Below are 25,742 nucleotides of genomic sequence, written 5' to 3'. Positions count from 1 at the left end.
TTAATATTTATTTGATACTTATTTAATAATTAATGCTACATCCCAAAAACATTGATCAGGCAACACTGCCTTCTATATTGATTGGTGGCAGAATCGGTACACCAAGATGGGCACGTACTTTATTTTCAATTTCATATGCCAATTCAGGATGCTCTTTCAGGTAATTACGCGCGTTGTCTTTACCTTGGCCAATGCGCTCCCCATTGTAGCTATACCAAGCTCCCGCTTTTTCCACAATTTTTGCATCCGCACCTAAATCGAGAATTTCACCTTCACGCGATGTACCTTCGCCATACATGATATCGAAATGCGCTTCTTTGAAAGGAGGTGCAACTTTATTTTTAACCACTTTCACTTTTGTTTCGTTACCAACAACCTCGTCACCTGCCTTGATTGACCCTGTACGGCGAATATCCAAACGAACAGACGCATAGAACTTCAGTGCATTACCACCTGTGGTTGTTTCAGGGCTACCAAACATAACACCGATCTTCATTCGGATTTGATTAATAAAAATCACGAGCGTATTTGTACGCTTGATACTGCCAGTCAATTTACGCAATGCCTGAGACATCAGACGTGCTTGCAAACCCGGCAAGGAATCTCCCATGTCGCCTTCAATTTCGGCACGTGGTGTTAATGCTGCTACCGAGTCAATGACAACAAGATCCACACTGCCGGAACGTACCAAAGCATCAGTAATTTCTAATGCCTGCTCGCCAGTGTCTGGCTGAGAAATCAAAAGATCATTTAAATTGACACCCAGTTTTTGCGCATATCCGACATCCAGGGCATGTTCAGCATCAATAAAGGCGCAAGTGCCACCCAATTTTTGCATTTCAGCAATAGCTTGTAGCGTGAGAGTTGTTTTTCCCGAAGATTCTGGTCCGTAAATTTCGACAACACGTCCTCGTGGCAAACCACCAACGCCCAAAGCGATATCCAAACCTAATGAACCAGTAGAAACAACTTGTATTTCTTCCACTACTGCACCATCGGCCATACGCATCACTGAACCTTTACCGAACTGCTTTTCGATTTGTGCTAGTGCTGCAGCCAGTGCTTTGCTCTTTTCAGAGTTGTTATCCGGTTTCTTATCGTCCATAAATTCTTTCGTTTGATGAGCCGCGTAATAGAGAGATACAGAGAGATTCGAGATAAATACAAGATCGTTTCTGCGTTTTTCAGTACTGTATAAAAAAACAGTACTTTATGCAAGCGACATTTTAAAAATCTCTGCTATCAAGAATCGGTGCATGCATTCAAAACTGAATATTGAGAAGAAAGTGTAATTTTTATGCGGTCTTCGAAGCAAAAATCATTTACAACCAAACTCGTGTTATTTGTCAGCTTACTTCACACACAAACATTAATGCCGCCGATAACTAGTGTCATCTGGCGGCATCTGCTCTCAAAACCACGCTGGCGTTGATTTGAGACGGGGCAACTGCAGTATCAGATTTGGACTCTGGTACCTAATTCAATGACGCAGTTATTTGGCAAACGGAAAAAATCCACCACACTGCCAGAATTGCGCGACATGATGGCGAACAATATTTCTCGCCAGTGAGCCATGCCCGTACCCTTGGTTGGCACGACGATTTCGCGACTCAAAAAGTAGGAGCTTTCGAACAAATTCAACGCCAGCCCGTGCGCCTGGCACAATTCAAGTGCCTTAGGTATGTCAGGCGTGTTTTTAAAACCGTAATTGATTTTAACGCTCCAGAAACTTGGTGCCAATGGCTCAACCTGAACCCGTTCCTCAAAAGGAATCCACGGCACATCATGAAATACCACCGTCAAAATCAGATTTCGTTCATGCAATACCTGATTGTGCTTGAGGTTATGAATTAATGCCTGCGGGACAGTTTCAGGATTCGCTACTGCATAGACTGCTGTGCGTGAAGAGCGTGGAATACTATCGCCAGACAAAGCGGTAATGAAGGGCAACAATTCTGGATCATTATGCCGAATACTGTCGATCAGCAATTCGCGGCCGCGACGCCAGGTTGCCATGACAAGGAAAATCGCTCCTCCCATTGCCAGCGGAAACCAGCCGCCCTGAAAAAATTTCAGAGAACACGATAACACCAGCAAAATATCGAGTGTCAAAAATACTGCTGTCGAACTGATTGCGATTGGCAAGGGTAATTTCCAACCGTGGTGAATCACAAAGAAAGTCAGCATCGTAGTGATTAACATGGTGACGGTCACAGCAATACCATATGCAGCAGCCATTGCCGATGAGTTGCCGAATCCCAGCACCGCCAACAGCACGCCAGCCAGCAAGACCCAGTTAACGCCCGGCATATAGATTTGGCCGATTTCCTTGGCAGAGGTGAAGTTGACTTGCATGCGAGGCAGCAAACCCAGTTGCATCGCCTGCTTCGTCATGGAATATGCGCCAGAAATCACTGCCTGCGATGCGATCACTGTCGCCACGGTTGCCAGCATCACGGCTGGTATCAGTAAACCAGAAGGGAAAAGGCGGAAAAATGGATTTTCAATCGCTGCCGGATCGCGCATTAATAAAGCACCCTGCCCCATGTAATTGATCGCCAGCGAAGGTAATACCAAACCAGCCCAGGCCAGTTGAATCGGACGCTTTCCAAAATGTCCCATATCCGCGTACAAGGCTTCGGCACCAGTGAATGCCAACACAATTGCACCGACAACAACAAAAATATGCCATCCTTGCGATGTCAAAAACCGGATGGCATATAAAGGATTGAGCGCAGCCAGTATGGCAGGTTGCTGAATAATTTCGACAATACCCGTTGCTGCCAGCACACCAAACCAGACAACAATCACAGGACCAAACAATTTACCAACGACAGCCGTACCGTAGCGCTGCACACCAAACAAGCCAATCAGAATAGCAATAGAAATCGGCAAAACGTAGGGTTTAAAGCTGGTTGAAGCGACTTCCATACCTTCGACAGCACTGAGAACAGAAATTGCCGGAGTAATAATGCTATCGCCATAAAATAAGGCAGCACCAAACACACCGGTCAACAATAGCACCACGCGTTGCTGGCCAGTTCCACCTGCGGCCTTTGCTGCGAGCGCTGTCAGTGCCATGATGCCGCCTTCACCACGATTATCTGCCCGTAGTATCAGCAAAACATATTTGAGACTGACAACCATCATCAGGCCCCAGAAAATGACCGACACGGCACCAATCAGATGCACCGAATCCAGAGGTACCCCCGTAGCGGGACTAAATACTTCTTTCATGGTGTACAAGGGACTTGTACCGATATCACCATACACCACTCCCAAAGCGCCCAGAGTGAGTGCTGCAATACTTTCGCGACCAGAATGTTTACTCATAACTATCCTGAAAAATTGATCAGATTGCCACTATCTGCGCATCGGTATTAGGAAAGCATAAGGAAAATCTGAAATGCTCACTCCACCGAAAACCGTTGCGACTACACCACAGCCAGACGATAACCCACGCCTGTATCAGTAAGCAGGTAGCGAGGTTCCGCTGGGTTGATTTCGATCTTGGCTCTTAATTGCGCCATATACAGACGCAAATAATGCGTGTGATCGACATATTCATCCCCCCATACGTCAAGCAGTAATTGCCGGTGCGTAACGACCTTGCCACTACTGCGGACCAGGCGCGCAAGCAGATTGAATTCTGTTTTTGTCAAATGCAAAATTGCCTGTCTGAGAATCACCTGGCGCGTATTCAGATCTATCTGCAAATCATCGAGTTTGTACTCAGTCACCGCTGCAGATAGTGCAGTGCCACGGTGCCGCAGTGCGACGCGTATACGCGCCAGTAATTCACCAATACTGAAAGGCTTGGTCAGATAATCATCAGCACCGACATCCAGCAACTGAATTTTTTGTGCTTCCTGATGCCTGGCCGAGATGACCAGAATAGGAAAACTATGCCGCTGACGAACTTCCCGCACCAAATCTGCACCATCACCATCAGGTAACCCGAGATCGAGCAGCAACACATCTGGCACAGCGTTATTCAACATGGCAGTTGCTTCACTCAAAGACACCGCCGTTTGAACATCGAAGCCTTCGACAGACAAGGATGCCCGCATCAAAGCACGGATTTCTTTATCATCCTCGACAATCAGCACACGCATGCTCACAGCCTATCCTCCGCTGCGACTGGCTGAGCAGCATCCACTGGCAAACTAACAATAAAACTACTCCCCCCCCCGCTACGGCGCCGCAAGACCAAATCGCCCTGATGGGCTTGCGCAATCGCTCTACACACCGCCAAGCCCAATCCAGAGCCACGTTGGGTGGCCCGATCCGCATGGTCTCCACGAGCATAGGGTTCAAAAATATGCTGTTGCTCCTGTTCAGAAATTCCAGCTCCCCGGTCTTTTACAGCAATCAGCATCCATTCTTGTCCAGAATCATCTTTCGACAAACCAACCGTCAGATAAACACTTTGCTCTGTATATTTCAATGCATTGTCGAGTAAGTTTGTAATTAATTGCGCAATCAACACGGGATCAAGTTTAAGCAAGGGCAAACCATCCTGTAAACGGCATACTATGCGTCGCTCAGGGTCATGCTGACGTAAACGTGCCAGAACAGTGCCGATAATTTCTTCCATTGATTCCCAGTCACGTCGCAATGTTTGTGATGAATTCGACAAACTAACCAGTTGCAAGGTATTTTCAGTCAGTGTCGATAAGTGCGCCGCTTCGCTGGCAATACTTGCTAACAGACGTTCTTGCTCATCCGCATGTAATTTATCGTGTTGCAATTGCAAAGCGGATGCGGCTCCGACAATCACCGCAAGTGGCGTGCGCAGATCATGAGAAATTGCTGCCAGAAAAATACCCTGCAATTGCTGCCGCTGGGCTTCACCACGTGCAATCAGCATCGCAGACCGGAGCTGCAAACGCGATAATGCTTGCCCCAGGATAGAACACAAAGCCGATGCGTGCTCCCTGCCACTCTCATCTTCTGCTGACACCTGTTGTATACACACTGCGCCAGCAGGCGCAACACCGCGAGCAGACTCACCAAGCGGTAAATACCACGCATCCAGTTCAGACCAACGGCCGGTACCAGCGCCGATCACTGCCACTTCTTGCATACAACAAGCAAGCCCATCACGGATTATGTCGCTGACTGCCGACGAATTTGATCCTGTCGACGAGGCCATCGTAATAACAGCGGGCTTTCCATTAGTTCCGGCCAACAAAATAACGTGCTCACCAGCAAATGCTTCTGTCAGTGCCTTTTTCCCCAAAGCCACAACATCTGCCGGCTCATTCGCCTCTGCTAATTCAATCGCCAGGCGCTGCAACTGCCGCGCTCGTCGCTCATTCAAACGTGCTGTTTCCGTTTCACGTCTCATCCCTGAAGACAAGCGATTAATCACTAATGCAAGTACCAGCATCGTTGCCAATGCAATCAGATGTTCTGTATGCTCAACCTGAAATGTCCAGCGTGGGGGAACAAAAAAGAAATTCAATGCGGCAACAGCACTCAGCGCGCAAACAATCGCCGCGCCCCATCCCAGATAGTACGAAGCAATCACAACGGCCAGCACATAAAACATGGACTGGCTGACCAATGACACTGCGTGGTCAAGGACGAAACTGATGAATGTTGCTATTGCCAGCAACAGAAGCAGCAAGAAAGTATCGCGCAAAAAACGATACTGCAATCGGAGCAGGGAGGCTAATTTCTTCATATATTCAGGCTACCATAGCCGACAGTAGAATCTCTTAAGGAATGAGAGTAACGACAAAAAAGTGCTGATCACACCTTGAGACGCCGTATAAATCACACCCTGACATGAAAAATGCCCGACATTCATTGTCGGGCATTTTATTTTATTGAACCGTTACGTTATCGGAGTTTTTTTAAGTCTCCCAAAAAGCCAAACGGAATCACCTACATTCTTCACAATGAGTCAGTTCCTGCTGAGTCCATGCTTAGTTCCGGATCTCCAGCGCACGATTCAGGCTTAATGCAGCCAGTGAGCAGGCTGCGCCAGACAAGAGATAAAGGCTGACATATTCCAGACCAAAGTGTGAAGATAAACCAAGTGCAACCAGCGGCGCAAAACCCGCACCGACCAACCAGGCAAGATCAGATGTCAGTGCAGCACCAGTGTAACGGTATTTTGTCGAAAAATTTGCCGTCACAGCACCGGATGCTTGTCCATAAGACAATCCCAGAACAGCAAACCCCATGAGGATGAACACATTCTCACCGATATCACCGGCGCTGAGCAGCGTTGGGACAAAGCCACTCAAAATCGCAATCAATAATGCAATACTGCCCAGTGTACGCCGACGCCCAAAACGATCCGCCACAATTCCAGACACCACCACACCGACAGCCATTAACGCTGCGCCAGCCATTTGTATCATCAAAAAGCCACTCAGAGAGCGCTCGGAATAAATCGTAATCCATGACAGTGGAAATACGGTGACCAAATGAAACAAAGCATAACTAGCCAACGCAGCAAGCGCACCAATCAAGAGATTACGGCCTTGAGAGCGCGTCATTTCGACAATACCGGTTGGTTCCAGCTCCCGTTCATCCAGCAAATGACGGTACTCATTCGTAGAGACCAGTCGCAAACGCGCAAATAAGGCGACAACATTGATCGCAAAAGCAACATAAAACGGATAGCGCCAGCCCCAATCTAAAAAATCTTCAGTAGAAATATTGGATAAAAGATAAGCAAACAAACCTGCTGCGATCATAAAGCCGACTGGCGCCCCAAGCTGCCCTAGCATGGCATACCAGCCTCGCTTATTTTCTGGGGCATTTAATGCAAGTAACGACGGCAAGCCATCCCATGAGCCCCCCAGAGCCAGCCCCTGCCCTATGCGCAACAGGGACAACAGAATCAAGGAAGTCATGCCCAGGTGCGCAAACGTAGGCAAAAAGGCAATCCCTGCCGTTGAGAGCCCGAGTAAGAACAACGCCATGGTCAATTTGGCCTCACGCCCCAGTCGTCGCTGGATTTCCATAAAAATCACGGTACCAAATGGACGTGCCAGAAAAGCGAATGAAAAAATGACAAACGAATACAGCGTTCCTTCAAGTTTTGGCTCAAATGGAAAAAAAACCGAAGGAAATACCAGTACCGATGCAATCGCATAAACAAAGAAATCAAAGTACTCGGAAGCGCGTCCGATGACGACACCAATCGCGAGTTCCCCTGGAGCAATTGATGAGTGGTCTGATCGGGTGTTTCTGGCAGGCTGAGTCGAATTCGCAGAGGAATTTACCTGAAATTGTGTGTGCAGTTCGTTGCTGCTGATGATGGCCATAATTGTCTCTGTATTTTTAGTTAAACAATCGACGAATGCCATCCTTTCCAGGTGCTCAGAAAGGTAGGACAAAACGTCCAATCGCCAAGGTATGCCCGTAAGAGTACATTAGCACAAATTTTTATACGTATTGATATATCTCAACATGACTGCATTATTCGCTCGTCGCGGATTGGCTCTCTTGACTATCGGTTTGTTGGCAGGATGCAACACCGTCGTCATGAACCCTTCTGGCGACATCGCTGCACAGCAAAGCCACCTCATCTGGGTCTCGACACTGTTGATGTTACTGATCATCGTGCCGGTTATCCTGCTGACCATCTTTTTTGCCTGGAAATACAGACAAAGCAATACCAGCGCTCCCTATGAGCCTGACTGGGATCACTCAACGCAGCTTGAACTCGTGATCTGGGGCGCTCCGCTTCTGATCATTATTGCGCTGGGGCTGATTACCTGGATCAGCACCCATACGCTGGACCCTTACCGTAAGTTGTCACGTCTGGATGAAAACCGGCCTGTCACTGCTGAAACGAAGACCTTAAATGTGGAAGTCGTCGCACTTGACTGGAAATGGTTGTTTATTTATCCAGATTTGGGGATTGCGACGGTCAACGAATTGGCAGCGCCAGTCGATATGCCTATTCGCTTCAAAATCACTGCCTCCAGTGTCATGAACTCGTTTTACATTCCAGCACTGGCAGGGCAAATCTATGCAATGCCGGGTATGGAAACAACATTGCACGCGGTGATCAACAAACCTGGTGAATTCGAAGGCTTTTCAGCCAACTATAGCGGCGCTGGTTTCTCTGACATGCACTTCAAGTTTCACGGCTTGAGCAATGAAAAGTTTGATCAATGGGTTGCACTGAACAAAGCCAGCACAACAACACTGAACCGTACAGGTTACCTGGATCTGGAAAAACCAAGCATCCGTGATGCCGTACGTCGCTACGGAAAAGTAGATGCCGATCTGTATCACGCGATCGTCAATCGCTGTGTCGATGGCAATCAGATTTGCATGGACAAAATGATGACCATGAACGCTAGGGCTAACGCCAACTTCAGCAACATGTATGCAAGTAATAGCAAGCAAAACACGATGGCGCGTTTTTCTGCAGAGACAGACGCCGAAGTATGTAGCGCGACCGCTTTTAATATCGGGAAATAAAGATGCAAGACCATATTGATTTAACAAAGCTGATACTTGGCCGTCTCAGCTGGGAGGCGATTCCCCTCCATGAACCTATCCTGTTAGTCACCTTCGCAGCCGTTGCACTGGGTGGCATTGCTTTGCTTTCTGCAATTACCTACTTCCGCCTCTGGGGCGTGCTGTGGCGCGACTGGTTCACCAGTATCGACCACAAGCGTATTGGTATCATGTACATCATATTTGCCATCGTCATGTTGCTGCGCGGCTTTGCCGATGCGCTGATGATGCGCTTACAACAGGCAATCTCTTTTGGTGACTCCACTGGCTTCCTGCCACCGCATCACTATGACCAGATTTTTACGGCACATGGCGTTATCATGATTTTCTTTGTCGCCATGCCTTTGGTGACTGGTCTGATGAACTACGTTGTGCCTTTGCAAATCGGCGCACGTGACGTTGCTTTCCCTTTCCTGAATAACTTCAGTTTCTGGATGACCGCTTTTGGCGGCATGCTGGTGATGGCTTCTCTGTTTGTCGGTGAGTTCGCCCGCACAGGCTGGCTGGCATATCCGCCACTGTCTGGCATTCTGTCTAGCCCTGATGTGGGTGTGGATTACTATATCTGGTCATTGCAGATCGCGGGTGTCGGAACATTGCTGTCGGGTGTCAATCTGATTGTCACGATCATCAAAATGCGTGCGCCTGGCATGAATATGATGAAAATGCCAGTATTCACATGGACTGCATTGTGTACCAACGTGTTGATCGTCGCTGCGTTCCCTGTGCTGACGGCAGTATTGGGGATGTTGTCACTGGATCGTATGTTCGGCACCAATTTTTTCACAAACGACATGGGCGGTAACTCCATGATGTACGTGAATCTGATCTGGATCTGGGGTCATCCTGAGGTGTACATTCTGGTCTTGCCAGCGTTTGGTATTTTCTCTGAAATCGTTTCTACCTTCTGTTCAAAACGTTTGTTCGGTTATACCTCCATGGTGTACGCAACCGTTGTGATCACTATCCTGTCCTATCTGGTATGGCTGCATCACTTCTTCACAATGGGTTCTGGAGCAAGTGTTAACTCGTTCTTTGGTATTACCACGATGATTATCTCGATCCCAACTGGAGCGAAGATTTTCAACTGGTTATTCACCATGTACAAAGGCCGCATCCGTTTTGAATTGCCGATGTTGTGGACGATTGGTTTCATGATTACCTTCGTTATCGGTGGTATGACAGGTGTATTGCTTGCAGTTCCACCAGCAGATTTTGTTCTGCACAACAGTTTGTTCCTGATTGCTCACTTCCATAACGTGATTATCGGTGGCGTATTGTTCGGTATGTTTGCCGGTATCAACTACTGGTTCCCGAAAGCATTTGGCTACAAGCTTGATAATTTCTGGGGCAAATGCTGTTTCTGGTTCTGGACTATCGGTTTCTACTTCGCTTTCATGCCTTTATATGTATTAGGTCTGATGGGCGTTACCCGTCGTCTGAGCCACTTTGAAGATCCTTCTTTGCAAATCTGGTTCCAGGTCGCTGCGTTTGGTGCCGTCCTGATCGCACTGGGCATTGCTTCGTTCATCGTTCAACTGGTTGTCAGCTATATGCGCCGTGACTCCTTGCGTGATTTCACTGGTGATCCATGGGGTGGCCGTACGCTGGAGTGGTCAACATCTTCGCCACCACCAGCATATAACTTTGCTTTCACACCGCGTGTTTACGACAATGATGCGTGGTCAGAAATGAAGAGCAATGGCTATCGCCGCCCAAAAGAAGGTTTTGTATCGATTCATATGCCTAAAAATACAGGTGCGGGCTTCATCATCGCCGCTATCAGCGCAGCTCTGGGCTTTGCTCTGATCTGGCAGATGTGGTTGCCAGCAGTTGCAGCATTTGTCGTCATGATGATCGCCATCATCGTACACACCTTTAATTACCATCGTGATTACTACATTCCTGAAGATGAAGTAATCCGTACAGAAAATGAGCGTACCCGTTTGCTGGATGCCAGTTATGTCTAATACAACACATTTTTCTCACAACGCGGCGAGTGTTCTGCCAGACACTCATTACAACGTCAAACATCATCATCCTGAAAACGGCACCCTGCTGGGATTCTGGATTTATCTGATGAGTGACTGCCTGATTTTCGCCTGTCTTTTTGCAACTTATGCCGTCTTGGGTCGCAGCTATGCCGGCGGCCCGACTGGCGCAGAACTATTTGATCTGCCGCTGGTTGCCATCAATACGTCACTGTTGTTGCTGTCATCGATTACATATGGCTTCGCCATGCTGGAAATGCAGCGCAAACGCAGTCGTGCCACACTCATCTGGCTGGCGGTGACCGGGATTCTCGGTGCCTGCTTTATCGGACTGGAATTGTATGAATTCATGCACCTGATACATGAAGGTGCAGGACCTCAGCGCAGTGGCTTCCTGACCTCGTTCTTCGCATTGGTCGGAACACACGGTCTGCACGTCAGCTTCGGTATTATCTGGCTGATTACGTTGATGTTCCAGATTGGCAAGCACGGTCTGACAGCAGAAAATAACCGTCGCCTGATGTGCCTGTCGATGTTCTGGCACTTTCTGGACGTGGTCTGGATTGGTGTATTTACCTTTGTTTATTTGATGGGAGTGTTGCCATGAGCGCGCATCATGATCACGCGGATTTGGCCTCCGGACACGGTCACCATGGACATGACCATCACGACAGCCACGATGCACATCACATGCATGCCGATCATGGCAGCCTGAAAAGTTATGCTGCTGGTTTCATTCTGTCAGTCATACTGACGGCGATTCCATTCTGGCTGGTGATGGGTAAAGTGTTTGATAAATCCAGCACTACAGGCCTTGTTTTGCTTGGTTTTGCTGCGGTTCAGATTGTGGTACACATGGTGTATTTCCTACACATGAATGGCAAGTCAGAAGGTGGCTGGTCTATGCTGGCGCTGCTGTTTACGGCAATGCTGGTACTGATCATGATGAGTGGATCGCTTTGGGTAATGTATCACCTGAACCACAACATGATGCCAGGCATGATGCACGAAATGGAAACCAAACCGGAATCCATCACAACCACTCCGACTATGCCTGCTCCTGCTGGCGAAATGAAAAACATGCGCACCATGCCATGAACTCGCCGGATCTGAGATCAGACCAGGCTGAACCGACTGACAGTGCAGCGCCCGACATCAGTCGGGCCTCCACGGTCTCCCGCAAACCATTAAGGCTACTGCTGTTGGCCTTAATGGCTTTGTCGTTTATCAGCTTTCTCAGTTTAGGAACCTGGCAGATCCGACGTTTGCAATGGAAGCTTGACCTCATCGAACGCGTAGAGCAGCGCGTACATGCATCCCCTTCTCCTGCTCCTGACTGCAGGCAAACTGTCAACGCACAATCTGATGAATACAGACATGTGATCGTTGCGGGAAAATTTCTGCCACATAAAAATACGCTGGTGCAGGCATCAACCCAATTCGGCAGAGGCTTCTGGGTATTGAGCCCACTGAAAACAGATAACGGCTGCATCGTGCTGATTAATCGTGGCTATATCCCAGAAAAAATGGCATTGCAATATCAACATGAGCAGCATACACAACAGACACAACAGCAACATGACGATATAACGCCACCTTCACAGGTAGTCGGTCTGCTCCGCATCAGTGAGCCGGGGGGCTCATTGTTACAGCGTAATCAGGTATCTGCCAACAAATGGTTTTCACGTGATGTGACCGCAATTGCCAATAGTCTGAGCCTGTCTGATACAGCGCCCTATTTTATCGATGCCGATGCAAGCAGCTTGCTGACATCAGATCTGCAAAAACAGGACAGCAGTTCTCCTGTCGGTGGTTTGACGGTTGTTCAGTTCCATAATAATCATTTGGTTTATGCTGTTGTTTGGTATTCTCTCGCGCTGATGACAGCCGCGGCTTGGCTATACATCGTCAGGCAAGGACGCAGAAGCTAAACCTTCCGCAAAAGAGATAACAGCAGTAGTCGACACAGAAAAATAAGATGACCAAAGGATATGGCGGGAATGATACATAGTTCAGGGCTACCCGATAAAACCCTGGCGGCTGCTCATGCGCAATCAGCCATGGCAATCGAGTACGAAAAATCGGCTGGCCATAAAAATATGTTGCAACTGATCCAGTTACGCTGGATTGCCGTATTCGGTCAATTGTCCACCATATTGATTGTGACGGCGCAGTTCGGCATTCCCCTGCCGCTGGTAAAAATGTTGTATGTGCTGATCTGTCTGATCGGCTTTAACATTGCCAGCCATTTGCGCTGGCATGAGCGGCAATTTGTCACGAATGGTGAGTTATTATTCGCGCTACTGATCGATGTTGCCAGTCTGACTGCGCAATTGTATTTCAGTGGAGGAACGACTAACCCTTTCGCGTTTTTGTACCTCCTGCAAGTCATTCTCAGTGCGGTATTGCTTGCGCCCTGGTCTACCTGGATCATTGTCATATTTTCTAGTCTGGGATTGGCTGGGCTATCCGTGTTTTCTGAGCCATTGCTACTGCCTCACGGCGACGAAGGCAGACTGTCGAACCTGTATGTGGCGGGCTTATTGATCTGCTTTATGCTCAATGCTGCATTGCTGGTATTTTTTATCACCCGCATCGGTCGCAATCTGCATGCACGCGATGCCCAACTGGCAGATTTGAAACAACAATCAATCGAAGAAGATCATATCGTTCGCATGGGATTGCTGGCATCCGGGGCAGCGCATGAACTGGGAACACCGCTGGCAACCCTCTCCGTCATTCTCGGTGATTGGCGACGCATGCCGGAATTCAGTAAAAATCCCGAGCTACTCGAAGAAATCAGCGAAATGCAGACTCAGTTGCAACGCTGTAAAAGTATCGTCAGCGGTATTCTTCTATCAGCAGGCGAAGCACGTGGCGAATCTGCTGTCAAAACCACGATCAAACGTTTTCTGGATGAACTGACAAACGAGTTTATCGCTACACGACCTGTCGTCCATTTTGAGTTCGACAACCAGATTGAAACCGATGTCCCTATCGTATTTGATACCGCGTTCAAGCAAATGATCTGCAATCTGCTGGATAATGCGCTGGAAGCATCGCCTGAATGGCTGAAACTGGAAGTCAGACGTGACAACGACCAGCTAATACTGGAAGTCCGTGATCATGGTCGTGGCTTCTCTGAGGCCATCTTGCCGCGTATCGGCGAACCTTATCAGTCGACAAAAAATCGCCCTGGCAGCGGCCTTGGTTTATTTTTTGTCGTCAACGTCGCACGCAAACTCGGCGGTCAGATGCAGGCACAAAACTGTGCAACTGGGGGTGCCATGGTCAGCCTGACCCTGCCCCTCTCCGCCATCATGCTTTAACACCGGAAAATGACTATGCCAGAAAGTCGCCTCCTGCTCATCATTGAGGACGATACCGCTTTTGCCCGTACGCTGGGGCGTTCATTTGAGCGCCGCGGCTATGCCGTATTGCACGCAACAAGTCTGGAAGATGCTGAAAAAATCCTCGAAACACATACGCCTGCCTATGCTGTCGTTGACTTAAAGCTCAATGGCCACTCATCCGGTCTGGCCTGCGTTCAATTGCTGCGCAAACATCATCAGGACATGCTGATTGTTGTTCTGACAGGCTTTGCCAGCATTGCTACCGCGGTGGAAGCAGTCAAACTGGGAGCCTGTCAGTATCTGGCCAAACCGTCGAATACGGATGATATTGAAGCGGCATTTGGTCATGTTGCCGGCGCGGCTGACATTGAGCTGACTAATCGCTCCACCTCCATCAAAAATCTGGAATGGGAGCGCATTCATGAAGTGTTGGTCGAAACCGATTTTAATATTTCAGAAACTGCCAGACGTTTGGGCATGCATCGCCGCACATTGGCACGCAAACTGGAAAAACAGCGTATCAAATAATATCGATACCGGCATTACAAACGTTATAAAAGCGACAGACCAGATACGGCAACAACACGATCACGACTACGCCATACCAGCAGCGATGGCGCTATCCGGTAAAAACATTCACCGCAAAGCGGAACATGGGTGTTAACATTTCTATGATGAATAAACACCTGCATTATTAATGTTAACGCTATCAAATTTACATATCACAAGATGAATAAGCCCTCCCCCATCAAAGGACGTGCCAGCGGGAAAATCACGCTGGCAGATGTCGCTATCAAAGCAGGTGTTGCCATGATGACGGCTTCGCGTGCACTGAGTCAGCCAGACATGGTTTCTGCTGTTTTGAGGCAACGGGTTGAGCAGGCAGTCTCTGAATTAGGCTATGTGCCAAACCGCGCCGCCCGCGCCCTGGCAACAGCGCAATCGAACGTGATTGTCGTGCTGGTGCCATCACTGTCAAATGCCGTGTTTACTGATGTGCTGGCCGGCATCCAGGATGCATTGGACAAAGATCATTATCAGATACTCATCGGCAATACACGCTATTCCGATGCTGAAGAGGAGAAGTTACTTAGGATTTACCTGCAATCTAATCCGGATGGAATTTTATTATCCGGCATGAGCCATAGTCCACGCGTTCAGCAAATACTCGATGACTCGCAGATTCCTATTGTATCCATGATGGATTTAGCGACGGATAAGGATCAATTTTCTGTTGGCTTCTCGCAATTGCAAGCTGGCTACACGATGACTCGCTATCTGATCGATAAAGGACATACGCAGATAGGATTTATGGGGGCGCAACTGGACGAGCGAACGCTGAAACGCGCTGAAGGCTATCGCAAAGCCATGCAAGAGGCAGGCCTTTTTGACGCCAGACTGGAGCTGATGGTGCCAGACCCATCGACCATCGCGCTCGGCGCAGAATTATTAGGCAGGATGCTGGCAAATACGCCTGGCTGCGATGCGATTTTTTGCTGCAATGACGATCTGGCGCATGGCGCCATTTATCAGTGCCAGCGACGTGGCATTGCCGTACCCGAGCAGATGGCGATTTGTGGATTCAATGACCTACCCGCATCCGCATGGATGAAACCCTCCGTTACCACCATCAGCACCCCGCGCTACCGGATTGGATTTGAAGCTGCAAATCTGCTAAGGGCAATCATTAAAAAAGAACTGCCAGCCAACACCAAAATTGATCTTGGATTCACCTTGATGGCACGCGAAAGCGCTTAATACGCTTGCTGACAAGCCCACCGAATCGATCAATGAGACAACCAATGAGACGGTCAGCGATATAGCAGCCAACTGACCACGAAGATCGTCGCCATCAGCCATGGCGGCACGTCCTCCGTCTAAGTTCAGACATCGACACATTCGTTCTGCAAGCATCCCACCTTTTTGATCGCCAAAATTTCCCTCTGGCGAACGTGAGCTTTGCTGCACAGCAGCATCACTTTTTCTTTACAAATATTGGCGGCTCATTAAAATGATCATCAAATGTTAGCGCTAACAAATAAATTCCTTCAGATGAAAGATAATTGTGGTCGATACGATAAATATTTCAGATACCCCTCTTGCCCGCCAACAGCGCTGGGTCATCATGGGTGTCTGCGGTTGTGGCAAAAGTGAGATCGGGCAACGCCTGGCGCAACAGCTGAATGTGCGCTTTGTTGAAGGCGATGCCTATCACACCACGGCGAATGTCGCAAAAATGGCAGCAGGAATCCCGCTGGATGACAGAGATCGCGCGGAGTGGCTGCAATGTTTAAAGTCTGAGCTTGCCAGCGCCAAGTCCGATAACGCCGGACTGGTGCTTTCTTGCTCGGCACTGAAACGCGCTTATCGTGATCTGTTACGGGAAGCTGATGCTGATTTATTTTTTGTACATCTGCATGGCGACCGACAGCTCATTGCACAGCGCATGCAAGCGCGTGGCAATCACTTCATGCCCACCTCCCTGCTGGATAGCCAGTTGCTGGCATTGCAGTTACTGGATACCGACGAGCAAGGAATCCAGCTGGATATCAATCCTGCCCCCGATGTACTGATTACTCAAATCCTGTCGGCCTGACGCTGATACATATAACAAATCCCCCTCATTCAAGGAGACAAACATGGATGCAGTTCCTACTCAGAAAATTCCACGCCGACGCTGGGGCATAGGCGCCCTGCTGGGTGTTGGCGTATTGATTAACTATATTGATCGCATCGGCTTGTCAGTTGCCGCACCACAAATACAGGAACTTTTTAAACTTAGCCCCGTAGAGCTTGGCTTGCTGTTCAGTGCGTTTGCCTGGTCATATGCCACGCTGCAGATCCCGGTCGGCATGGTACTGGATCGATTTGGCCCCACCCGTGTTGGTCGCTGGGGTGCATTTTTATGGGGTGTAGCATCCACCATCACTGCTTTTTCCAGCGGTTTTGCGGGAATTTTTATTGCTCGTATTCTGTTGGGTGTGGCGGAAGCGCCAGCGTTTCCTGTCAGTTCAAAAGCAACTGGCTACTGGTTTCCGCGCAGCGAACGCGGATTGGCTACGGCGATTTTTGATGCTGCTGCCAAATTTTCGAATGTGATTGGCGTACCGCTGATCGCTGTCACCATTGTAAGTTTTGGCTGGCGCTGGGGTTTTGGTATTACTGCTGTGTTGAGCTTTTCTTACTTCATTCTGTTTTATGTGTTTTACCGCGACCCAAGCCAGGATAAAAATCTCTCCAAAGTAGAATACGATTACATCAAACAAGGTGGCGCAGCACCTGAAGGAAAAGCAGATACCAGTGCGATTGGCATGTTGGGTTATTTATTAACGCAAACAAAAGTCTGGGGTCTGACGATTGGTTTTGCGGCTTACGGCTACTCATTTTATCTGTTCCTGACTTGGTTGCCTGGCTATCTGGTGCAGACCATGCACATGAGCATCTTAAAATCTGCCGGCTATGCAGCAATCCCTTGGGTATTTGCCACGATCACAGACTTATTCGTTGGCGGCTGGCTCATCGATCATCTGGTATCTCGTGGATTTGACGAATCCAAGGTACGAAAAGGTGTACTCATCATCGGCATGCTGTTTGGTCTGGCCGTGTTTGGGGCGACACAAACAGTCGATCCGGTCTGGGCTATTTTCTGGATTTCAATCGCATTGGGTGGGCTGGCATCGGCAGCACCGGTAGGCTGGTCATTACCATCCCTGATCGCCCCTAAGGGCGGCGCGGGAACCATCGGTGGCATCATGAATTTTGTGAATAACCTGATGGGCGCAGCGGCACCGATTGTAACTGGCATGATCGTCGGCGCTACCAATTCTTTCACCAATGCATTTTTTGTAGCCGGTGTCATTCTTTTAATTGGCATCATTTCTTTTGTCTTTGTTCTCGGCAAAATTGAACCTATTCCCGATCCAGTCAGCACCGCATCGACACACTGACCGCGCTCTGATCTGACAGCAGATTTTCTTAGTACATATCTGCTGTCAGATGACTAAGCAACAGCAAGCAAACTCAAGCAGCAGCCTGCATCAGCATTCATATACCTCGGCGGCGATAACAATATCGCTGCACTTTCAAAAAAATAGAAACGAGTCCACAGGGCAGAGGATACCTGCGCTCTTTTCAATCATCCTCAGGAGACATTCATGAAAAAACTGACCTTCGTCATCAGCACCGCCATCAGCGCTGGCATCATCAGCAGTTCAGCATTTGCACAATCAGCCCTCACCATATATGGCGTGATGGACGTTGGTGTCTCGGTTGATCAGGGTGGCGTCAGCGGTACCTCCACCCGATTGACCAGCGGCATGGCAACCCAGAGCCGGTTTGGCTTTCGTGGCAATGAAGACCTGGGTCAGGGACTCTCTGCGCTATTTGTTCTTGAAGGTGGAATCCACGCAGATAATGGCAGCTCGACGCAAGGCGGCACCTTGTTTGGCCGTACCTCGATTGTGGGATTAAGTAATCATCTGGGAACGATCACTCTGGGCTTGCAAGATACTCCTTTCTTCACCACGCTCAATACCGTCGTCGACCCCTTACGCAATGGTATCGCCCGCTCCAATAATCTGATGGCTGCGACCGGATTTCGTGCTGGTAATTCTGTGTTATTCAGAAGCGCCCCTATTCAGGGTTTCAGTGGTGATCTGATGATAGCCGCCGGTGAAGTCGCTGGTGACAATGCGGCTGGTCGCGCAATGGGCGCATCGTTCGGCTACAGCCAAGGACCGCTGACATTCCGTCTTGCTTATCACACAAAAAACAATGACACTGCGGCAATCAAAAATACCAGTTCTGCAAAAAATACCTTGCTGGGCGCCAACTATGATTTTGGTGTCGCCAAATTGTTTTTTGGCTATGGCGTCAACAAAGGAACGAACAGCGCTGCACTGAATAATACTGCCGCCAGTTTTGGCGGCATCGCACCAACAGCGTCAACCGATAGCACTGATCTGATGCTGGGCGTCTCTGCGCCATTTGGAGCAAGCACCGTCGTTGCCACGTATATTCGTAAAGATGATAAAACCGCATTGAATCAGGATGCGCAGCAATATGCCCTGGCGTATATGTATGCCTTGTCGAAGCGCAGCGATTTGTATACCTCTTACGCCGTTATCCGCAATCACAACGGTGCTGCTTATACAGAAGGCAATAGTGAAGAGCCGGGAATCGGCAACAAACAGTTCACCATCGGCCTGCGCCACCGCTTCTGATAACGTCGCCAGTCACCACTTTTGCGTGACTGGTCGGTAACCGTCACGCCTGTATTACCACTTCTGAGTTCATCGTGCCGCTGCTCCGCTAGCGGCCTTTTCTGCTTATTTTTTCAGCACCTTGCAAGTAAACGCGGGTAGCACGTCTGGTGCTTGCCTGTCAATCAGGGTATCTATGATGAAAATATATCCTCGATAGATATTCGCTTAACAAGGTAATCACGCCGTATTTGCGTTAGCATCCCTATTCAAGGGAATGTGCGCACATTACAATCCCGACAGGATGACTGATACACAAAAATCGCAGTGTCTGCTTCACTGAACCGGTAACACCATCAGTATGAAACAAACCCCCTTGTGATCATCGCTATGGCGGTGTCAGCATCAATAACAAGAGACAAATTACATCACTTTCATAGACATCATGCGTATTTTGCTTGCAGAGGACGATAGTGTTCTGGCGGACGGACTGACCCGCTCACTACGACAATCTGGTTATGCTACTGATTGCGTCAGCAATGGACAGGAAGCCGATTCTGCGCTGTCCACACAGGATTTTGACTTACTCATTCTCGATCTCGGTTTGCCCAAGATGAGTGGACTGGAAGTGTTACGTCGCCTGCGTGCACGCAATTCACACTTGCCTGTACTGATACTGACTGCTGCTGACTCTGTTGAGCAGCGAGTCAAAGGGCTGGATCTTGGCGCAGATGACTATATGGCAAAACCCTTTGCACTGTCTGAACTGGAAGCCCGGGTGCGCGCTCTGACCAGACGTGGCGCAGGTGGCGGGCCGACAGTCATCAAACACGGGCCGCTGACATACGATCAGGTTGGGCGTATTGCCTACATCCATGAACAGATGCTGGATTTATCCGCACGCGAACTGGGTCTGCTGGAAGTGTTATTGCAACGCACCGGCAGACTGGTTTCCAAAGAGCAACTTGTTGATCACTTGTGCGAATGGGGCGAGGAAGTCAGTAATAATGCGATCGAAGTGTATGTGCATCGTTTGCGTAAAAAAATTGAAGTTGATGGTGTACGCATTGCCACAGTGCGCGGACTTGGCTATTGCCTGGAAAAATTCTTCGTCCCTCCTGCTGCCACTGTGCCAGTGACAGCACCAGCAATGGTAACGACATTAACACCCACAATGGCGCCGACAACAACAGCGGCTTCAACCGGTTCCGCAACAACCACGACCGACGCCACAAACACTGAACACCCATGACTGAAGGCGCAAAAAAGGCACTGGAAACATCACCGCCTGACAATGCGCTGCTGAGCCAGGCACAGGAAAAAACTCAGCGATCTCTGTTTGGTGAAATTCTGGACTGGATGCTGGCACCACTTCTGCTGCTCTGGCCTATGAGTATTGCCATCACCTATCTGGTGGCTAAATCCATTGCCAATCAACCGTTCGATCGGGCGCTGGAAGACAACGTATTAGTACTATCGCAACAAGTCAGAGAAATCGACGGCAAAATCCAGACCCAGCTCTCAAATCCGGCACGCGACATTTTGCGTGCCGATGATCTCGACAGTATCTATTTTCAGATCAAGGATGTCCGCGGAGATATTGTTGATGGTGACCGGGACTTGCCCTTGCCTGCGGACGATGACAAGCCTTTGGCTGGCACGATACAACTACGCAACGATAATTTGCGGGGAATTGATATCCGTGTTGCCTATGGATATATCGATCTGAACAAAGGCCGCCCTTTCGCAACTGGTAAAGAACAGCAGGAACCGCGGCTGGCGCTGGTACAAGTCGGCGAAACGCTGGAAAAACGCGCCGTCCTGGCGAATGAAATTATCAAAGGCGTGATTCTGCCGCAATTCATTATTTTGCCGATTGCTCTGGCGCTGGTCTGGTTTGCGCTGAGTCGTGGTTTGTCTCCTCTGGCCGAGCTGCAACAACGTATCCGAGCTCGCAGACCTGACGATCTGAGCCCTATTGACTCGCGCCATGTTCCGGAGGAAATCACACCACTGGTGAAATCCCTCAATGAAATGCTGGAACGTCTGGCGCAAACCATCGATATCCAGAAACGCTTTATCGCTGATGCTGCGCACCAGATGAAAACGCCACTGGCCGGCATGCGCATGCAATCAGAATTAGCCCTGCGACAAACGGATCAGGCTGAGATACATCGCTCATTAATACAACTCGCCACCAGTTCCGAAGCGGCAACCCGTCTGGTGAATCAGCTACTCACCTTGGCGCGTGCAGAAAATCAGACCCCCGCCACTAAACCTCTGGAAGCCGTTGATCTGAATGCACTCGCGCTTGGCGTAGTACGCGACTGGATACAGACTTCATTTGCCCAAAAAATTGATCTCGGAATAGAGCAGGCAGAGTTTCCTGTCATCATCTTTGCCAATCCACTGATGCTCAGGGAAATGCTCAGCAATCTGATTGACAATGCCATTCGCTATACCCCGCAAGAACATAGTGTGACGGTCAGAGTCAGTATCAACGAAGAACAGGCATTGGCCATACTGGAGGTCGAAGACAATGGCCCGGGCATCCCAATAGCAGAGCGCGAACATGTGTTTGAGCGTTTTTACCGGATACTGGGTACGAACGTACAAGGAAGTGGTTTAGGCCTGGCGATTGTGCGCGAGATTGCACAGCAACATGATGCGAAAATCGAGATCAATGATAATCCGCATCACGAAGATCCGGCATATCCCGGTTGCGTATTCAGGATATCGTTTCGCCTGAATCCTTATGATGAGTTCATCGATGAGGCAGGCTGACATGGATAAACCGCTCAAAAAAATCAAAAGCCCATATTGGCGACAAACCAGAAGGCTGACCACGTTACTGCTATTTTTCTGGGCAGCACTCAGTTTTGGAGTTTTATTTTTTGCACGGGAATTATCCAGTGTCACTTTTTTTGGCTGGCCATTTTCTTTTTACATGGCGGCTCAAGGTCTGACATTAAGTTATGTATTCATCCTTGGAATCTATTCGCTTTGCATGCACTACATTCGTCACGATGACACTAAAAGGAAAGAATAAAGTTCATGGCACAACGTGGATTTACTCAAAAACTGACGCTGTATTATCTGTGGTACACCCTGCTCTTTTTCGTATTCCTGATCAGCCTGGCAATACTTGAAAAAGAAGGAGTTCCGCGCGCCTGGATAGGCTATCTGTTCATGTTTGCCACGATCGTTTTGTATGCTGGGATCGGCGTTGTCAGCCGCACCTCTGATATCTCCGAATACTATGTCGCCGGACGCCGGGTGCCAGCTGTATTTAATGGCATGGCAACAGCCGCGGACTGGATGTCTGCCGCCAGCTTCCTGAGCCTGGCTGGTGGCCTATATCTGCAGGGTTTTGATGGATTAGCCTACATCATCGGATGGACAGGCGGATTTTGTCTGGTCGCCATGCTGATCGCACCATATATCCGCAAGTTCGGGCAATATACGATTCCGGATTTTCTGGGGACGCGCTTTTCGGGCAATCACGACAGCAACATTGTCCGTATTCTGGCGGTGTTCGCTACGATTTTTATCTCTTTTATTTATGTCGTGGCACAAATTTATGGCGTGGGGCTGATCACTTCGCGTTTTACCGGAGTGGATTTTTCAGTTGGCATTTTTCTGGGATTAGCGAGCATTCTGGTATGTTCTTTTTTGGGTGGAATGCGCGCTGTCACGTGGACGCAAGTAGCGCAGTACATCATCATCATCATCGCCTTCATGATTCCGGTGGCATGGTTATCGGTCAAACATACACATAGCCCATTCCCACAATTATCGTACGGTGCGGTTTTACCGGAATTGGTGAATAAAGAAAAATTATTTGCCAATGATCCCAAGGAACAACAAGTACGCGCCATTTATCGCGAACGCGCCGATGTGTTTCAGCGAAAAATTCAACGCTTACCTCAATCGTGGGAAGAAGGACGGTTTGAGCTACAACATCGCTTGGATGAACTCAAAGCCGGCAATGCCTCGCTGATAGACATTAAAACCGCAGGACGGAATCTGGCCAATTATCCGAAATCCCCACAAGAAGCGCAGCAGCGCTGGATAGATGCGCGGAATACCTACATGAACAAGGCACAACCCGGATTTTCGCAATACACGCCCTATGCGGCAAAAGATAAAAACGAATCCGATATCAAACGGAATAATTTTATGGCGCTGGCCTTATGCCTGATGATGGGCACGGCAGCACTTCCGCACATCCTGACACGTTATTACACCACGCCCTCAGTCAGCCAGAGCCGTGATTCGGTGTTCTGGTCCCTGTTCTTTATCATGCTGTTGTACATCACGATTCCGGCGCTGGCGATTCTGGTTAAATACGATATTTACACCTCACTGGTTGGCAGTGAATTTTCTAAACTCCCCTCCTGGGTTACTTACTGGGCCAGTATTGACCGTGTCAATCCACTGGTTAACATTACCGATATCAATCACGATGGCATAGTGCAACTGGCAGAAATTATTATTGATGGCGACATTGTCGTGCTGGCCACACCGGAAATTGCCGGATTACCCTATGTTGTTTCAGGTCTGGTCGCTGCGGGTGGACTAGCTGCGGCGCTATCGACAGCAGATGGTTTATTACTGACGATTTCGAATTCTTTATCACACGACATCTATTACAAAATCGTCGACCCGGAAGCCTCGACGCAAAAAAGGGTCACGATATCAAAATTACTCTTACTGGTTGTCGCATTGATCGCCGCGTATGTGGCCTCACTCAAACCGGCAGATATCCTGTCATTGGTGGGTGCCGCTTTTTCTGTCGCGGCATCAGCATTATTTCCTGCACTAGTTTTGGGCATTTTCTGGAAACGTGCCAATCAACAAGGCGCTATTACCGGCATTATCCTGGGATTTGTGGTCTGTATTTTTTATATGCTGTACACCCACCCCATGTTTGGCGGGAGTGCCTCGAATCAATGGTGGAATATTGCGCCTATTTCTGCGGGTGTCTTTGGGGTTCCGGCCGGATTTTTCGGCATTCTGGTTGTCAGTCTTCTCACCCCTCGCCCAGATCAAAAAACCACGGAACTCATTGATTACATTCGGGAACCTTGATCCGCCCCATGATCGACATCATGACAGAAAGAAGTTGGGCCATATGCAGATGCGGGAAATCAGTGTATGCAATAACAACAGCAACAAATGAAGCGTATTACCCGAAAAATTGCTCGATATCAGCTCCTCAATACTGCTGGCACACTTCTTGATAGTCACAGATACATCCGCAACAGTGAGATTTGAACATGGCAAAATTCTTTAATGAAATGACTGCTGATGACGCAGGTACGACCGGCTCTACGCGAGAACATTATCGCGAGTTTTCTCACTGGCTCTCCCAGCAATCTGCGGACACCCTGCAGCGCAAACGGGCGGAAGCCGATCTGACGTTTCGTCGCGTGGGCATTACCTTTGCCGTCTACGGTGATGATGCCGGTACCGAGCGCCTGATTCCATTTGACATCATCCCGCGGATTATTCCGTCAGGGGAATGGAGTCAGTTACAAAAAGGACTGGTGCAGCGAGTGCAGGCGCTGAATATGTTCATTCACGATATCTATCATGATCAGAACATTATCAAAGCGGGCATTATTCCTCCTGAACAGATTTATAAAAATGCGCAATATCGCCCCGAAATGCAGGGTATTTCAGTCGCATCAGATATTTACGCACATATCGCTGGTGTTGATATTGTCAGAGCTGGTGCAGGCGAGTTTTATGTACTGGAAGACAACTTGCGTGTTCCCTCCGGCGTGTCTTATATGCTGGAAGACCGCAAGATGATGATGCGCCTGTTCCCGGAATTGTTTGCCCGTAACAAGATTGCGCCTGTCGATCATTATCCGGACATGTTGCTGGATAACCTGCGTTCTGTCGCTCCAATGGGCGTCGATGATCCGACGGTGGTTGTCATGACACCAGGCATGTACAACTCAGCCTATTTTGAACACGCATTTCTGGCACAGCAAATGGGTGTGGAATTGGTAGAAGGACAGGATTTATTCGTCAATGACAACGCTGTCTTTATGCGTACCACACGCGGGCCTAAGCGGGTGGATGTGATTTATCGTCGGGTGGATGATGATTTTCTCGACCCGCTGGCATTCCGCCCTGACTCGTCTTTAGGTGTGCCGGGCTTGTTGTCGGTATATCGCGCCGGACGCGTGACGTTGGCAAATGCAATAGGAACCGGCGTTGCCGACGATAAATCGATCTATCCATTTGTTCCGGACATGATCAAATTCTATCTGAGCGAGCAACCTATCCTCAATAACGTACCGACATACCAGTGCCGCAAACCTGAAGACCTGGCGTACACCCTTGCTCATCTGCCCGAACTGGTAGTCAAGGAAGTACATGGGGCTGGCGGTTATGGAATGCTGGTGGGTCCGGCGTCCAGCAAGCAGCAAATCGAAGATTTCCGTCAGCGTCTGTTGGCAAAACCAGACGGCTATATAGCACAGCCGACATTGGCCTTGTCCTCTTGCCCCACGTTTGTAGAAAACGGCATCGCACCACGTCATATCGATCTGCGGCCATTTGTATTGTCCGGCAAAACCATTTCCATGGTTCCCGGAGGGCTGACGCGGGTGGCATTGCAAGAAGGCTCGCTGGTCGTCAATTCGTCACAAGGTGGCGGTACAAAAGATACCTGGATACTGGAGAACTAA

General features: G+C 49.0%; 21 protein-coding genes. 16 read left to right on the top strand and 5 right to left on the bottom strand.

What is annotated here, in order from left to right; all coding sequences use genetic code 11:
- Positions 1 to 55 precede the first annotated feature (55 nt).
- From recA to ACO0LB_RS00940, 5 genes are all read right to left on the bottom strand, one after another.
- Positions 56 to 1,105 (bottom strand): recombinase RecA, encoded by a 1,050-nt coding sequence (gene recA, locus ACO0LB_RS00960; protein WP_423045582.1) that lies wholly within the window; start codon positions 1,103 to 1,105, stop codon positions 56 to 58.
- 350 nt (positions 1,106 to 1,455) lie between these two features.
- Positions 1,456 to 3,333, bottom strand: a complete 1,878-nt coding sequence (locus tag ACO0LB_RS00955; RefSeq protein WP_423045580.1) for a potassium transporter Kup — start codon at positions 3,331 to 3,333, stop codon at positions 1,456 to 1,458.
- A gap of 101 nt (positions 3,334 to 3,434) precedes the next feature.
- Positions 3,435 to 4,115, bottom strand: a complete 681-nt coding sequence (locus ACO0LB_RS00950) for a response regulator (protein WP_423045578.1) — start codon at positions 4,113 to 4,115, stop codon at positions 3,435 to 3,437.
- A 2-nt stretch (positions 4,116 to 4,117) separates the two neighbouring features.
- Positions 4,118 to 5,689 carry an ATP-binding protein gene (locus ACO0LB_RS00945; RefSeq protein ID WP_423045576.1) on the bottom strand — a complete coding sequence of 524 codons (1,572 nt, stop codon included), beginning with the start codon at positions 5,687 to 5,689 and terminating at the stop codon, positions 4,118 to 4,120.
- A 244-nt stretch (positions 5,690 to 5,933) separates the two neighbouring features.
- The gene (locus tag ACO0LB_RS00940; RefSeq protein ID WP_423045574.1) at positions 5,934 to 7,286 is read right to left on the bottom strand and encodes an MFS transporter; all 1,353 of its coding nucleotides are present in this window, start codon (positions 7,284 to 7,286) and stop codon (positions 5,934 to 5,936) included.
- 145 nt (positions 7,287 to 7,431) lie between these two features.
- Between ACO0LB_RS00940 and cyoA the strand changes: the two genes are divergently transcribed.
- The 16 genes from cyoA to ACO0LB_RS00860 all read left to right on the top strand — a co-directional run bounded on the left by cyoA (position 7,432) and on the right by ACO0LB_RS00860 (position 25,742).
- Positions 7,432 to 8,454: a ubiquinol oxidase subunit II gene (gene cyoA / locus ACO0LB_RS00935; protein WP_423045572.1), complete on the top strand. Its 1,023-nt coding sequence runs from the start codon at positions 7,432 to 7,434 to the stop codon at positions 8,452 to 8,454.
- Positions 8,455 to 8,456: 2 nt separating this feature from the next.
- Complete coding sequence (cyoB, locus tag ACO0LB_RS00930; protein ID WP_423045570.1) at positions 8,457 to 10,463, top strand: cytochrome o ubiquinol oxidase subunit I; 2,007 nt, start codon at positions 8,457 to 8,459, stop codon at positions 10,461 to 10,463.
- Entirely contained in the window at positions 10,456 to 11,091 is a 636-nt protein-coding gene (gene cyoC / locus ACO0LB_RS00925; RefSeq protein ID WP_423045568.1) for a cytochrome o ubiquinol oxidase subunit III, read from the top strand. The genes cyoB and cyoC overlap by 8 nt, the downstream gene beginning before the upstream one ends.
- Positions 11,088 to 11,582, top strand: coding sequence for a cytochrome o ubiquinol oxidase subunit IV (cyoD, locus tag ACO0LB_RS00920; protein WP_423045567.1), 495 nt, complete (start codon positions 11,088 to 11,090; stop codon positions 11,580 to 11,582). Before cyoC ends, cyoD begins: the two co-directional genes overlap by 4 nt.
- Positions 11,579 to 12,415, top strand: a complete 837-nt coding sequence (locus ACO0LB_RS00915; protein WP_423045566.1) for an SURF1 family protein — start codon at positions 11,579 to 11,581, stop codon at positions 12,413 to 12,415. The genes cyoD and ACO0LB_RS00915 overlap by 4 nt, the downstream gene beginning before the upstream one ends.
- A gap of 129 nt (positions 12,416 to 12,544) precedes the next feature.
- Positions 12,545 to 13,813, top strand: coding sequence for an ATP-binding protein (locus tag ACO0LB_RS00910; RefSeq protein WP_423046116.1), 1,269 nt, complete (start codon positions 12,545 to 12,547; stop codon positions 13,811 to 13,813).
- Positions 13,814 to 13,828: 15 nt separating this feature from the next.
- Positions 13,829 to 14,365, top strand: a complete 537-nt coding sequence (locus tag ACO0LB_RS00905) for a response regulator transcription factor (RefSeq protein WP_423045564.1) — start codon at positions 13,829 to 13,831, stop codon at positions 14,363 to 14,365.
- A gap of 201 nt (positions 14,366 to 14,566) precedes the next feature.
- The gene (locus ACO0LB_RS00900; protein ID WP_423045562.1) at positions 14,567 to 15,595 is read left to right on the top strand and encodes a LacI family DNA-binding transcriptional regulator; all 1,029 of its coding nucleotides are present in this window, start codon (positions 14,567 to 14,569) and stop codon (positions 15,593 to 15,595) included.
- 307 nt (positions 15,596 to 15,902) lie between these two features.
- Positions 15,903 to 16,433 (top strand): gluconokinase, encoded by a 531-nt coding sequence (locus ACO0LB_RS00895; protein WP_423045560.1) that lies wholly within the window; start codon positions 15,903 to 15,905, stop codon positions 16,431 to 16,433.
- A 43-nt stretch (positions 16,434 to 16,476) separates the two neighbouring features.
- Positions 16,477 to 17,784, top strand: a complete 1,308-nt coding sequence (locus ACO0LB_RS00890; protein ID WP_423045559.1) for an MFS transporter — start codon at positions 16,477 to 16,479, stop codon at positions 17,782 to 17,784.
- A 207-nt stretch (positions 17,785 to 17,991) separates the two neighbouring features.
- Positions 17,992 to 19,059: a porin gene (locus ACO0LB_RS00885; RefSeq protein ID WP_423045557.1), complete on the top strand. Its 1,068-nt coding sequence runs from the start codon at positions 17,992 to 17,994 to the stop codon at positions 19,057 to 19,059.
- A gap of 424 nt (positions 19,060 to 19,483) precedes the next feature.
- Complete coding sequence (locus ACO0LB_RS00880) at positions 19,484 to 20,290, top strand: response regulator (RefSeq protein ID WP_423045556.1); 807 nt, start codon at positions 19,484 to 19,486, stop codon at positions 20,288 to 20,290.
- Positions 20,287 to 21,822, top strand: a complete 1,536-nt coding sequence (locus ACO0LB_RS00875; protein WP_423045554.1) for a sensor histidine kinase N-terminal domain-containing protein — start codon at positions 20,287 to 20,289, stop codon at positions 21,820 to 21,822. The genes ACO0LB_RS00880 and ACO0LB_RS00875 overlap by 4 nt, the downstream gene beginning before the upstream one ends.
- Positions 21,794 to 22,087, top strand: a complete 294-nt coding sequence (locus ACO0LB_RS00870; protein ID WP_423045552.1) for a DUF4212 domain-containing protein — start codon at positions 21,794 to 21,796, stop codon at positions 22,085 to 22,087. Before ACO0LB_RS00875 ends, ACO0LB_RS00870 begins: the two co-directional genes overlap by 29 nt.
- A 5-nt stretch (positions 22,088 to 22,092) precedes the next feature.
- A complete protein-coding gene (locus ACO0LB_RS00865) occupies positions 22,093 to 24,129 on the top strand; it encodes a sodium:solute symporter family protein (RefSeq protein WP_423045550.1) in 2,037 nt (678 codons plus the stop codon).
- Positions 24,130 to 24,317: 188 nt separating this feature from the next.
- Entirely contained in the window at positions 24,318 to 25,742 is a 1,425-nt protein-coding gene (locus tag ACO0LB_RS00860) for a circularly permuted type 2 ATP-grasp protein (protein WP_423045548.1), read from the top strand.

Origin of the sequence: Undibacterium sp. SXout7W (assembly GCF_049339385.1) — a bacterium.
Taxonomy (GTDB): Bacteria; Pseudomonadota; Gammaproteobacteria; order Burkholderiales; family Burkholderiaceae_D; genus Undibacterium.
The sequence above is the reverse complement of the archived record's forward strand: the minus strand, read 5'-3'. Positions and strand labels throughout refer to the sequence as shown.